Genomic DNA, 14,060 nt, shown 5'->3' on the forward strand with positions numbered 1-14,060 from the left:
GGAATGGGCATTTTGGGTGACATTTTTTAATAGAATCAGCACACGATAAATTTAAACAGCTTCTAACAAAGTAAAAGAATCGGAATATAATAAACAATGAAAGTCTAGAATATGAAAGTAGGAAGAAAACGACTTCGTTTTCTTCCTACCCGATTGCCTATATGTTGTTGTGTAATTATTGAGCTAACTCTTTTTCCAAAGCATCGTATTCAGCCTTGTTCAGTTTCCAATAGATATTTAACAAAAATTGTCCCCAAAGTTGTTTGTTGTCCGGTTTCAGTTCTTTTGCCTTTTCGTAATTAGGAACAGCCTTTTCATACAATTCCTTAATTTTTGCCTCGTTTGCGGCATATTGGGGATCATCCATTGATATTTTACTATTTTCTTCTACCAACTCTTGAGCCGGGAAAAAATAACAATTACCAATCTGTGAATATGCTTCCCCTACAAAACCATCATTTTTAGCAATAAGTGAATTAAAGGTTGCGATGGCATTATCATAATCCTTCTTTTCATATTGCAGGACACCTTTTACATACAAAAAGTACGGAGTTTCATTTTTTGCCAGAATAGCATCAATTTCACTCAGCGCTGTATCAACTTGCCCTTTTTGGATATAATAGTCCATTAAGTTACCGATAAAATATTCCTGAGTCGGGAATTTTTCAGATCCTTCTTTAATAACTTCCAGCCATTTTACCGAATCTGTCTGTTCACCTTTTCCATAAGCTTCGGCTAAACACATCAACGCGCGATAGCCTTCTTCCTTATGCGTCTTACCGATAGTAGCATATTTGATAACAGCAGCTTTGTCATCCAATGAATTGGCCGCCAATGCTGCGTAGCAGGCGATTAACGGGTTCAACGTGTCGTTCTTCACTGCTTCTTCTTCAGCAAACATCGGATTTTGCGAAGCGTCTACATACAGACCAAAATACTTCAGTGCATCTGCGTAGTTTCCGCTATTGTAAGCCTCAGAACCACCATTTGTCAGATTCGGGCGTACGGCTGCCAATGTTTTGGCAAGTTTTTTTCTCAGTTTCGGTTTTTTCAATTCACCACTTTGCACTTTAGCCTGTTCTACCTCATCGCACTTGGTGTAATATTCAAACATTTTCGCCAGACTGTTATACAATTTGGCAGTGTCTGCCTGTCCGCCGGGAAGATACAGCTTCATGTTCTCATCATCATAGATGGCTTTTTGGAAATCACCAGCCAGTTTCCACGTTTCAGGATCATTGGCAGTAGAAGGATCAACCAAAGCAGGTTCAATAATTTGAGCCGCCTTAACAGGATCGCTTTTTGCTGATTTTGCTTCTTTCACAACACTTTCTTGTGCCGACACAGCACATACGGTGAAGAAGAGAGCGGTAGTCAATAAAACTTTTTTCATAATTTTAAAAATTTAGATAATACAAACTATTGTTTATTTACGTGTTCTTTATTCTTCTGTCGGGTTATCGCTTGAAGAAGCATTTCCCTCTTCATTATCCAGTGGCTCGTTCAACGCCTCTTCTGCATCAGCGGCAGAATCAGCTTCTGAATTGACCTTGCAGACCGAACCGATGCTGTCATTACGTTTACCTAAATCGATTAAACGGACTCCTTGTGTAGCACGGCCCATGATTCGTACATCTGCCACTCTCAACCGAATCGTAATACCTGACTTATTGATAATCATCAAGTCATTTTCATCAGTCACAGATTTTATGGCCACTAATTTACCGGTTTTTTCGGTAATATTCAAAGTCTTTACACCTTTTCCACCACGATTGGTCTTACGATAATCTTCAATGTCGGAACGCTTGCCATATCCATGCTCAGAAATGACCATTATCGTTTCTTTCTGTGGGTCTTTGATACAAATCATTCCTGCTACTTCATCTTGTCCGTCCTCGTCAAGGGTAATGCCTCTCACACCTGTAGCAGTACGTCCCATCTCACGTACAGCTGTTTCATTAAACCGGATGGCACGTCCGTTACGGTTGGCTATGACGACTTCATTGCTTCCGTTGGTCATACGCACTTCGATAACGCGGTCGTCTTCACGGATGGTGATAGCATTCACACCGTTTTGCCGCGGACGCGAATATTGTTCGAGCAATGTTTTCTTGATGACTCCCTTCTTGGTGCAGAACAATACGTAATGACTGTTGACAAATTCGGTGTCGTTTAAATTTTTCACACGCAAATATGCGGTAACCGTATCATCCGAATCAATATTCAACAAATTCTGAATAGCACGCCCTTTTGAAGTTTTGTTGCCTTCGGGAATTTCGTATGCCTTCAGCCAATAGCACTTTCCTTTTTGAGTAAAGAACAACAAAGTATTGTGCATCGTGGCCGGATAAATATGTTCGATAAAGTCTTCATCACGTGTCTCGCTTCCTTTTGCTCCTACTCCTCCACGATGTTGCGTGCGGAAGTCGGCGAGCGGTGTACGTTTGATATATCCCATGTGTGAAATTGTAATTACCACTTCATCATCGGCATAAAAATCTTCCGGATTGAATTCTTCAGACGAATAGACAATTTCCGAACGGCGCTTATCCCCATATTTTTCTTTCACCTCAATCAGTTCGTCCTTGATGACTTTCTTGCATAACTCATCATTCGACAGGATTTCCTCGAAATAAGCGATCTGCTTCATCAGTTCTTCATATTCGGCGTGCAGCTGTTCCTGAAGCAATCCGGTCAATTGACGAAGACGCATTTCCACAATGGCACGTGCTTGCACTTCACTCAACTGGAAACGGTCCATCAGATTGGTTATAGCTTCATTGGGAGTTTTAGCAGCACGAATGATACGAATCACCTCATCTATATTATCGGAAGCGATGATAAGACCTTCCAGGATATGCGCACGTTCTTTTGCTTTACGCAAATCGAATCTGGTCCGACGGATGACAACTTCGTGACGATGCTCCACAAACAGACGAATCAAATCCTTCAAACTTAACAAACGGGGACGGCCATGTACCAATGCAATGTTGTTTACATTAAACGAACTTTGCAAATCGGTCATTTTAAACAATTTGTTTAAAACGACATTTGCATTGGCATCACGTTTTACATCAATCACGATACGCATTCCTTCGCGATCGGTTTCATCATTAATATAAGAAATGCCGTCCAGTTTCTTTTCGTTGACCAGCGAGGCTATCTTTTCGATTAACTCTTTCTTGTTTACATTGTACGGAATTTCTCTGACAACGATTTTATCGTGCGTCGGATGTGACTCTATTTCCGCCTTGGCACGCATCACAATCCGTCCACGACCTGTTTCATACGCTTCACGGACACCGCTTATACCATATATATATCCTCCTGTCGGAAAATCAGGCCCTTTAATGTATTTCATCAGCCCGTCGACATCAATATCATTGTCATCGATGTATGCCACACAGGCATCGATCACTTCCGACAGGTTATGAGTCGGCATATTCGTTGCCATACCTACGGCAATACCCGATGCACCATTTACGAGCAAATTGGGAATACGTGTAGGCATAACGGTAGGCTCTTGTAACGTATCGTCAAAGTTATTGGTGAAATCAACAGTTTCTTTATACAAATCCTGCATCATCTCCTCCCCTATTTTTTTCAGGCGGGCTTCAGTATAACGCATGGCTGCAGGACTATCACCATCAACAGAGCCGAAATTTCCCTGTCCGTCTACCAGCGGATAACGCATGGCCCAGTCTTGAGCCATGCGCACCAATGCACCATAAACGGAAGAATCGCCATGTGGGTGATACTTACCCAACACCTCACCTACGATTCTGGCAGCTTTTTTATAAGGTTTGTCTGATGTATTGCCCAATTCCATCATTCCATAAAGGATACGGCGATGAACAGGCTTAAATCCATCTCTCACATCAGGGAGGGCACGCGCTACGATTACCGACATAGAGTAATCGATATACGACTTTTTCATTTCCTCCTCAATGTTGATTTTTATGATTCTGTCTTGTTCTTGCATTGAAACAAATTAAAAATTAATATTACTTTTTCATCCGTTAAAAATCACGCTAAATTACGACTTTTTGTTGAATTGGCAAAACAAAATCGTCAAGTTTTAGAAAATGCATTGAAAACAAACCGCTTATACAAGCAATGGATGGCACAAAAAACGTCATCGGCACTCATCATCTGACACGTTTGTCACGAAGATATATCCGTCCGGCCACGAAAATAGCTTCACAAGCGGAAGAATATATATTAGATGGCCAAAGGAAGTATGTGCTTGCATAATTGCAAGGCATAAGCACAAGTGTGGCACAGATTTTGTAAAATAAACAAGGAAAAGCAAGATTATATATAAATATAATGTTATCTTTGCAAAGACATGATATACTAACAACTATTCCGAAAGGGAGGAAAAGAGACTTTATGAATAACCAATTTACACAACGGGTTTCTGACGTTATCCAATACAGCAAAGAAGAGGCCAACAGACTGAGAAATACCTGCATCGCCCCCGAGCATCTGCTTCTAGGACTGATAAGGGAAGGGGAAGGGAAAGCTGTACACATCTTGGAAAGCTTATATGTCAACCTTCAGAAAGTAAAAGAAACACTGGAAGAAGAATTGCGCATGTACTCGGATATGTCAGATACTTACTCTGATAATATCACGTTCAACAATCAGGCATCTAAGATATTAAAGATGAGCATACTGGAAGCCCGTTTTTTAAAATCCCAAATTGCCGATACCGAACACATGTTGCTGGCAATTATGAAAGAAGACCACAATAAAGCATCTCAGACATTGGAAGAAAACGAAGTAACTTACCAGAAAATACTAGACAAACTAGTACCAAAGACTGAACCGCAAAGCGGATTGGACTTCGGAGAAGAAGAAGACGAAGAAGATGAAAACATCCGGCACCAAAGTTCTAATAGCGGACGCACATCTTACCCTTCTGATTCTCAAAAGACAACACAAACCAGACAGCAAAAACCGGACAATAACACACCGGTTCTGGACTCTTTTGGCACAGATATGACTCAACTGGCCGCAGAAGGAAAGCTGGACCCCGTCGTTGGACGTGAAAAAGAAATCGAACGGCTGGCACAGATTCTGAGCAGACGCAAGAAAAACAATCCGATTTTAATAGGCGAACCAGGTGTAGGCAAATCAGCCATTGTAGAAGGGCTTGCCCTGCGCATCATAGAAAAAAAAGTGTCGCGCATCTTGTTTGGGAAACGGGTCGTGGCTCTTGACATGACTGCCATTGTGGCAGGCACCAAATACCGCGGACAATTCGAGGAACGTATTCGTGCTATTTTGAATGAACTGAAAAAAAACACAAATGTAATTTTGTTTATAGACGAAATACACAACATCGTGGGAGCCGGTTCGGCAGCCGGATCAATGGATGCAGCCAATATGCTAAAACCCGCGTTGGCACGTGGTGAGATTCAATGCATTGGAGCTACGACACTGGATGAATACCGGCAGAATATTGAAAAAGACGGTGCTTTAGAACGTCGTTTCCAAAAAGTGCTGGTAGAGCCTACCACTCCTGAAGAGACGCTTCAGATTCTGCGTAATATTAAGGATAAATACGAAGAACATCACAACGTAACATATACAGAAGCCGCATTGGAAGCCTGCGTCAAACTGACAGAGCGTTACATTACCGACCGAAACTTCCCGGACAAGGCTATCGATGCCTTGGATGAAGCAGGATCGCGTGTACATCTGACCAACATTACGGTACCAAAAGAAATCGAGAACCAAGAGAAGATGATAGATGAAGCACGGATGCACAAAACCGAAGCAGTGCGAATGCAAGATTTTGAATTGGCTGCAAGTTTTCGTGACCGTGAAAAATCATTGTCCGAAGAACTGGAAACAATGAAAGCGCGGTGGGAAGAAAGTTTACGTGAAAACCGGGAGAAAGTCGATGATAAACAAATCGCAGACGTCGTTTCTATGATGTCGGGTGTCCCCGTGCAACGCATGGCACATGCCGAAGGCAATAAGCTGAGAGGCATGAAAGATGAATTGCTTTCAAAGGTCATTGCGCAAGACAAAGCTGTAGAAACATTGGTGAAAGCCATCCAACGTAGCCGCATGGGACTGAAAGACCCCAACAAGCCAATCGGTACTTTCTTATTCCTAGGACCGACCGGCGTAGGCAAGACTCATCTGGCAAAAGAATTGGCAAAAGAAATGTTCGGATCGGCTGATGCGCTCATCCGGATTGACATGAGCGAATATATGGAGAAATTTACAGTATCACGTTTGGTTGGAGCCCCTCCGGGCTATGTCGGTTATGAAGAAGGAGGACAGCTGACAGAAAAGGTACGCCGTAAACCCTACTCCATCGTTTTGCTTGATGAGATAGAAAAGGCACATCCTGATGTATACAATTTACTGCTACAAGTAATGGATGAGGGAAGACTGACAGATAGCTACGGCCGGACTGTTGATTTCAAAAACACGGTCCTTATCATGACCTCAAATATCGGCACACGGCAGTTAAAGGAATTTGGCAAAGGCATTGGTTTTGCAGCCCAGACCCGCAATGACCAGGATGACAAAGAATATTCGCGCAGCGTTATCACCAAAGCCTTAAACAAATCATTCGCCCCCGAATTCATTAACAGGTTAGATGAAATTATTATGTTCGACCAATTAGACCTGAATGCTTTGCAGAAGATTATCGACATCGAATTGAAAGGTTTGTATAGCCGAATGGAAAACCTTGGATATAAGCTGGAAATCACCGACGATGCCAAACGGTTTGTAGCATCAAAGGGATATGACGTTCAATTTGGAGCACGTCCGCTGAAGCGTTCTATACAAAACAACCTGGAAGATGGAATAGCCGAATTACTGCTAAACCAAGAAACGCAGACGGGGGATACCATTCGGGTAAGCACAGAAGCTGATAATAAAGCACTGAAAATCGAGCTTGTCCGGCCATAAGCATCAGAGCAAGAAAACAAGGATACAGACAAAATGTCAGACGGATGCCGTCTGGCATTTTTTTTGTCAGTACTGAAATGGATTTTTGATTATCATTAAAACTATAATTATATGCAAAAAGGTAATATTGGGGTTACAACAGAGAACATATTCCCCATCATCAAAAAGTTCCTGTACAGCGATCACGAAATTTTCCTGCGTGAACTGGTGTCGAATGCTGTTGATGCTACTCAAAAGCTGAAGACGTTAGCTGCTACAGGCGATTTCAAAGGAGAATTGGGTGACTTGACCATTCATGTCAGTGTGAATAAGGAGCAAGGTACCATCACCATTTCCGACCGTGGATTGGGACTGACTGCCGAAGAAATCGACAAATACATCAACCAGATTGCTTTTTCGGGAGCCAACGATTTTCTTGAAAAATACAAAAACGACGCAAATGCCATCATCGGACATTTCGGGTTAGGTTTCTATTCAGCCTTTATGGTTGCCAAAAAAGTTGAACTCATTACCCGTTCTTATAAAGAAAATGCCCAGTCTGTAAAATGGACATGCGATGGAAGTCCAGAGTTCACACTGGAAGATGCCGAACGGAATGACCGGGGTACCGACATTATTTTATACATTGATGATGACTGCAAGGAGTTTATCGAGGAATCACGCATTCAAAGCCTGCTGACCAAGTACTGTCGTTTCTTGCCTGTTCCGGTAGCTTTCGGAAAGAAAAAAGAGTGGAAAGACGGCAAACAGATAGATACAGAAGAAGACAATGTCATCAATGACACTTGTCCTATTTGGACCAAGAAGCCAAGCGAATTGAAAGACGAAGATTATAAGAAATTCTACCGCGACTTGTATCCAATGTCAGACGAGCCACTATTCTGGATTCATCTGAACGTAGACTATCCGTTTAACCTGACCGGTGTACTGTATTTCCCGAAAATTAAAAGCAACATCGAGTTGCAACGAAACAAAATCCAACTCTATTGCAACCAAGTATACGTAACCGACTCTGTAGAAGGAATCGTTCCTGACTTCCTGACCTTACTGCATGGCGTAATCGATTCACCGGACATCCCGTTAAACGTATCACGCTCGTACTTGCAAAGCGATTCGAACGTGAAAAAGATTTCTACGTATATCACAAAGAAAGTAGCCGACCGTCTACAGTCTATCTTCAAAAACGACCGCAAAGAATTTGAAGAAAAATGGGACGATTTGAAAATCTTCATCAATTATGGTATGCTGACGCAAGAAGATTTCTATGAAAAGGCAAACAAGTTTGCCCTCTTCAAAGATACGGAAGGCAAGTACTACACATTCGACGAATACCAGACATTGATAAAAGACAACCAGACCGACAAAGAAGGCAACCTGATATACTTATATGCTAACAATATCGACGAACAATATACGTATGTCGATACAGCTAAGGACAAGGGCTACAGCGTATTGTTACTTGACGGACAACTGGATGTCCCGATGGTCAACATGTTGGAACAGAAACTTGAAAAAAGTCGTTTCACACGTGTAGATAGTGACGTGATTGACCGTCTGATTGTAAAAGAAGACCAAAAAGGAGAAGCATTAGCAGAAGACAAACGGCAGATATTGGCCACAGTATTCAACGGACAACTGCCCAAACTGCAAAAAACCGAGTTCCATGTAGAGACTCAACCCATGGGCGAAACTGCCGCTCCGATTGTCATCACACAATCAGAATACATGCGCCGTATGAAAGAAATGGCAAACATCCAGCCGGGCATGAGCTTTTACGGTGAAATGCCGGATATGTTCAATCTGGTTCTGAATAGCGACCATAAACTCATCAAACAAGTTTTGAATGACACAGAATCGGCTTGTGCCGAACAACTGGTTCCTGTAGAAGGTGAAATCGCCACATTGAAATTGCGTGAAGGAGAACTACGTAAGGCTCACGAAGGCAAGAAAGACGAGGAAATCCCGACAGCAGAAAAAGATGAATTGAAAGATATCGACAAGAAACTGGACGAAAAGAAACAAGAAAAAGACAGCATTATCAACCGGTATGCAACAGATAACAAGATTGTTCACCAACTTATCGACTTGGCTTTGTTGCAAAACGGAATGCTGAAAGGCGAAGCGTTAACGAACTTCGTGAAACGTAGCGTTGAATTGATTTAAAGATGTTTCCATCAAATTCGATATTCTTCTTTTAAGAAAAATCGCCCTACACATACATCTTTATATGTGTAGGGCGCATTTTTTATTGCAATTGCGTGCCATCGAATCCGATTTTCACGTAAATATCATTCGGTTCATTTTCAATTTCCACATCAAAATAGTCACCGTTAATACCGCCTGGCATATCTACGCGGTCAACATCTTCTACCTGTCTTCCTCCTGCAATATTACTAATGGTTTCACGTACAGCTTGCGGAATGACATCAGTAGACGATGGATTGAAGTAATAATTTTCCACATTAAATTCTGTACGAAGCCATTCTCCTTCCTGCGAATACCAGGCTTCCGCCTGCGTATTCAAGTCAAGTTCCCATTCTGCCACTGTCCCATTGAAAAAGAAATCTGCCTTGTAATTTCCCCATTCAGCCTCCCATTCTACCCACTGTACATTGGGATATTGGCTTTGGAAGTTTTGCTGTACGGTTTGAGGAATATCCGACATTTTCAAATCATCGTCATCATCACAACTCTGAAACACGAATGCACCTGCAACAGCTAAAGCAGGCAACACATAAAATTTCCACTTATTTTTCATATTCTTGCGCTTTTATAAACTGAATTTGTTTTGATACGACAAAATTACCGAAGAATTCTGAAAAGATTCTGAATTCTTTTTCATTTTGCAAAAATAGACGATTTATTTCGGCTTAAAGTTTTTTTTATCTATCTTTGGCTAACCTAAAACAACTATAGATTATACGATGAATAAAATACATTTAATCCTGATATACCTTTTTCTATGCATCTTACCGATGAAGTCACAGAAAATCGGGTTAGTTTTAAGCGGCGGAGGAGCAAAAGGATTGACCCATATAGGTGTTATCCGTGCTTTAGAGGAAAACAATATTCCGATAGATTATGTGACGGGAACTTCAATGGGAGCTATTATAGGGGCACTTTATGCCATGGGTTACTCGCCCGATGACATGGAAAAATTATTGAAATCGGATGATTTCAAACGTTGGTATACGGGAGGAATGGAAGAAAAATACATATATTATTTCAAGAAAAATCCTCCAACCCCTGAATTTATTAATGTACGGGTTTCACTCAAAAATCCCCTTCACAAAGTAAAAGCCCAGTTTTTGCCTTCCAGTGTGGTTGATCCGCTGCAAATGAATTTAGCCTTCCTTCAACTCTTCGGTCAGGCCACAGCATCGTGTCACGGAGATTTCAATCAATTATTTATTCCCTTTCGCTGTGTGGCTTCGGATGTGTATAACAAACGTCCCATTATTTTCAGCAAAGGAGATTTGGGCGATGCCGTGCGTGCCTCAATGAGTTTCCCCGCCATGTTCAAACCCATCGAAATCGATTCTGTATTGGCATACGATGGAGGTATTTATAACAATTTCCCAACCAATGTCATGATGGATGACTTCCATCCTGACATTATGATAGGCAGTGTGGTTAGCTCTAATCCGGGAAAACCGAAAGAAGGAGACTTGATGGGACAATTGGAAAACATGATTATGCAAAAAACAGATTATTCCATCCCCGATTCGCTGGGCATTTTAATGACATTTAAATATACCGATGTCAACTTGATGGATTTTGACCGTTTTGATGAGTTGCATGATATTGGTTATAACCGGACTATCCAACTGATGGATTCGATAAAAATGCGTATATCACGCCGCGTCAATTATCGCCAGTTGGAACGGGAGCGCATTGCCTATAAAAACCGGATGCCTGAATTTCGCTTCCGCCGGATAGAAATCGACGGTGCCAATGAACAGCAAAAACGTTATATCCGCAAAGAGTTTCATTCTTCAGACAAGGAGGTGTTTACACTGGAAGATTTGCGAAAGGGATATTTCCGGCTGATGACCGATAACATGATTTCCGAAATTATCCCCCATGCCATATATAATGCCTCTGATCACACATTCGACCTGCACCTGAAAGTGAAAATAGAAGACGACCTTACCCTTCGTGCAGGGGGCAACGTAGGCTCAAACGGTTCTAACCAGATTTATGTAGGTGCTACTTATCAAAATTTGAACAACTATTCGAAAGAAGTATCTCTGGATGCACAGTTGGGACAGATATACAACAACCTGCAAGTCTCGGGACGGATTGACTTGCCTTCTCACCTGCCGACATCTGTCAGACTGATAGGTTCGCTTTCTTCTTTCGATTATTTCAAGCAGGAAAAGCTATTTACAAAAGGCAATTCACCTGTATTCAGCAAGAAACGTGAAAAGTTTGTGAAACTATTGGTGTCAATGCCTTTTCTTACACGGCAAAAGGTAGAATTCGGCATTGGATTGGGTGATTTACAAGATGAATATTTCCAAAAGAACGTCATTGATTTCAACAATGACCTGAATGATAAAAGTCATTATATGATTTTTGGCGGCTCGGTAGCACTTGAAGGAAACACATTAAATAGCCGCCAGTATGCTACGGCCGGACGGCGCGAACGTCTTGTTGCAAACATTTATACTGGCCGCGAACGCTATGAGGCAGGTTCTAGTGTAGATCCCTACAATGGAGACTATAAATACGAACAATCCTGGCTACAATTGTCGTATGAAATGGAACGTTATTATGCGCTATCGCCTAAATTTATATTAGGCAACTACATCCATGCCTATTATTCGTCACGAAACTTCAGCCATAATTATACAGCCACCCTAATGCAAGCAGGAGAATTTTCCCCCACCGCCCACAGCAAAATCACCTACAACGAAGCATTTCGCGCCAATCAGTTCATCGGAGCGGGTATTATGCCCATCTATCAGTTTACGCCAGTATTCCATGCGCGGGCAGAACTGTATGGATTTGCGCCAATCTTTCCGATACTCCGTGACGACCAGTCCCAAGCATATTATGGGAAATTATTCAGCCGAATAGAATATCTGGGGGAAATTTCTTTAGTAGTGAAACTACCCTTCGGTTCCATCAGTGCTTACGTAAATCATTATAGTTCACCGACTAAAAATTGGAATTTCGGTCTTACATTGGGTTGGCAGATATTCAATACACGATTCATAGAATAAAAAAACAGAAAAAAAATCGCTTCAAAATTTGCATATTATCCAAGAAGTATATACCTTTGCACCCGTCAAACAAAAAGAGATGGCCGCGTAGCTCAACTGAATAGAGTAGCTGACTACGGATCAGCCGGTTACAGGTTTGAATCCTGTCGCGGTCACACTCTCAAGAATGACACGTGAAAGAATGGTCGCGTAGCTCAACTGAATAGAGTAGCTGACTACGGATCAGCCGGTTACAGGTTTGAATCCTGTCGCGATCACACTTCATGATAAATAGAATTTCCAATGATGGCCGCGTAGCTCAACTGAATAGAGTAGCTGACTACGGATCAGCCGGTTACAGGTTTGAATCCTGTCGCGGTCACACAAAAATCCATCTTCTTTCAGGAGATGGATTTTTTGTGCACCCCACCCTTGTTCAATTCGAACCCAACCTGACACCGAGCCACTCAAACGAACATAAGTGATACGACTGACTCACTTATGTGAAACACCCGGGTTACTTATGTGAAACAGCCGACTCACTTATGTTCATCAAAAGACCTACTTGAATTGTTGTCTTTTCATGATCTCACATTTTATACCAAGCTACAGATATCCACATAACAAAAAAGAGCAATCTTTCACTATAACCTGTCGGTTATCAGTTTATAAGATTGCTCTTCTACAGGTACACCCTCAGGGATTCGAACCCTGGACCCACTGATTAAGAGTCAGTTGCTCTACCAACTGAGCTAAGAGTGCATCCATAACTATAAATGTCAAATCTCCCGTGCAAACTTTCCAGAAGTACACCCTCAGGGATTCGAACCCTGGACCCACTGATTAAGAGTCAGTTGCTCTACCAACTGAGCTAAGAGTGCGTTTCTTTCTCGTTTGCGGGTGCAAATGTACGACCTTTATTTGAATCTGCCAAACAATCACACACATTTTTTTCAAGAAAACTATATTTTCATCAAAAAGTATGTTTTTACATTCCATTTTTTACTTTTCATGCATGCATAATCACACTCATTATTTATCTTTGCATAATAAAAAACAAAAACGTACATGCAGACAAGTGATAGTGTTGTAATCATACCAACTTACAACGAAAAAGAAAACATTGAAAACATTATTCGTGCAGTATTTACTTTAGAAAAATGTTTCCATATTCTTATCATCGATGACAATTCACCCGATGGTACAGCAAAGATTGTACACACACTCCAAAAAGAATTTCCAGATCGTCTTTTCATCATTGAACGAAAAGGGAAATTAGGTTTAGGTACTGCCTACATAACTGGATTTAAATGGGCCATAGCACATCAATACGACTACATATTCGAAATGGATGCAGACTTCAGTCACAGCCCGAATGATTTGCCACGCTTATATCAAGCATGTCATACCGAAGGATTCGACATTGCCATTGGTTCGCGGTATATCAGTGGAGTCAATGTGGTTAACTGGCCCATGGGAAGAGTGCTCATGTCATACTTCGCATCCAAATACGTAAGAATTGTAACCGGACTTCCGATTCACGACACGACTGCCGGATTCAAGTGTTACCGCCGGCATGCACTAGAAACCATTCCACTCGATAAAATACGTTTTAAAGGATACGCATTCCAAATTGAAATGAAATTTACAGCGTATAAATGCGGGTGTAAAATCAAAGAAGTGCCTGTCATTTTCGTCAATCGCGAATTAGGGACTTCAAAGATGAACAGCAGTATATTTGGTGAGGCTGTATTCGGAGTTATCCGTTTAAAATGGGACAGTCTGTTTAAGTCTTATCCCCAAATTTAAGAAGCTGTTTTGAATTTATCGTGCGATGATTTGGGATGAGTTTTTGAGGCATTTTCGCTTCTGTGATGAGGAAGATAGCGGGCTATCTGACGAAGAACAGGAGCG

Annotated in this window: 7 protein-coding genes and 5 tRNA genes; 7 read left to right on the top strand and 5 right to left on the bottom strand. The window is 41.6% G+C overall.

Going from position 1 to position 14,060, the window contains the following annotated elements; all coding sequences use genetic code 11:
- Positions 1 to 175: 175 nt before the first annotated feature.
- The gene (locus tag B5F78_RS06960) at positions 176 to 1,393 is read right to left on the bottom strand and encodes a tetratricopeptide repeat protein (protein WP_087406359.1); all 1,218 of its coding nucleotides are present in this window, start codon (positions 1,391 to 1,393) and stop codon (positions 176 to 178) included.
- A 48-nt stretch (positions 1,394 to 1,441) separates the two neighbouring features.
- The gene (gene gyrA / locus B5F78_RS06965) at positions 1,442 to 3,982 is read right to left on the bottom strand and encodes a DNA gyrase subunit A (protein ID WP_087208847.1); all 2,541 of its coding nucleotides are present in this window, start codon (positions 3,980 to 3,982) and stop codon (positions 1,442 to 1,444) included.
- A gap of 410 nt (positions 3,983 to 4,392) precedes the next feature.
- Between gyrA and B5F78_RS06970 the strand changes: the two genes are divergently transcribed.
- Complete coding sequence (locus tag B5F78_RS06970) at positions 4,393 to 6,939, top strand: ATP-dependent Clp protease ATP-binding subunit (protein ID WP_087406360.1); 2,547 nt, start codon at positions 4,393 to 4,395, stop codon at positions 6,937 to 6,939.
- Between the two features lie 111 nt (positions 6,940 to 7,050).
- On the top strand, positions 7,051 to 9,102 hold the full coding sequence (htpG, locus tag B5F78_RS06975; protein ID WP_087406361.1) for a molecular chaperone HtpG: 2,052 nt from the start codon (positions 7,051 to 7,053) through the stop codon (positions 9,100 to 9,102).
- Between the two features lie 82 nt (positions 9,103 to 9,184).
- Here htpG and B5F78_RS06980 read toward each other — a convergent pair whose 3' ends face one another.
- Positions 9,185 to 9,697, bottom strand: a complete 513-nt coding sequence (locus B5F78_RS06980; protein WP_087248031.1) for a PepSY-like domain-containing protein — start codon at positions 9,695 to 9,697, stop codon at positions 9,185 to 9,187.
- Positions 9,698 to 9,914: 217 nt separating this feature from the next.
- Between B5F78_RS06980 and B5F78_RS06985 the strand changes: the two genes are divergently transcribed.
- From B5F78_RS06985 to B5F78_RS07000, 4 genes are all read left to right on the top strand, one after another.
- Positions 9,915 to 12,167, top strand: coding sequence for a patatin-like phospholipase family protein (locus tag B5F78_RS06985; protein WP_087248077.1), 2,253 nt, complete (start codon positions 9,915 to 9,917; stop codon positions 12,165 to 12,167).
- A gap of 81 nt (positions 12,168 to 12,248) precedes the next feature.
- Positions 12,249 to 12,322, top strand: a tRNA-Arg gene (locus B5F78_RS06990).
- A gap of 28 nt (positions 12,323 to 12,350) precedes the next feature.
- Positions 12,351 to 12,424: transfer RNA gene (locus B5F78_RS06995), tRNA-Arg, on the top strand.
- Positions 12,425 to 12,454: 30 nt separating this feature from the next.
- A tRNA-Arg gene (locus B5F78_RS07000) sits at positions 12,455 to 12,528 on the top strand.
- A gap of 307 nt (positions 12,529 to 12,835) precedes the next feature.
- On the opposite strand, the gene B5F78_RS07005 is transcribed toward B5F78_RS07000, so the two are convergent.
- Positions 12,836 to 12,908: transfer RNA gene (locus B5F78_RS07005), tRNA-Lys, on the bottom strand.
- Between the two features lie 46 nt (positions 12,909 to 12,954).
- Positions 12,955 to 13,027 (bottom strand) — tRNA-Lys (locus tag B5F78_RS07010).
- A gap of 187 nt (positions 13,028 to 13,214) precedes the next feature.
- On the opposite strand from B5F78_RS07010, the gene B5F78_RS07015 reads away from it, so the two are divergent.
- Entirely contained in the window at positions 13,215 to 13,955 is a 741-nt protein-coding gene (locus B5F78_RS07015; protein WP_087208842.1) for a polyprenol monophosphomannose synthase, read from the top strand.
- The last annotated feature ends 105 nt before the right edge of the window (positions 13,956 to 14,060 follow it).

Origin of the sequence: Bacteroides sp. An279, from assembly GCF_002159615.1 — a bacterium.
In the GTDB taxonomy this organism is placed as follows: Bacteria; Bacteroidota; Bacteroidia; order Bacteroidales; family Bacteroidaceae; genus Phocaeicola; species Phocaeicola intestinalis.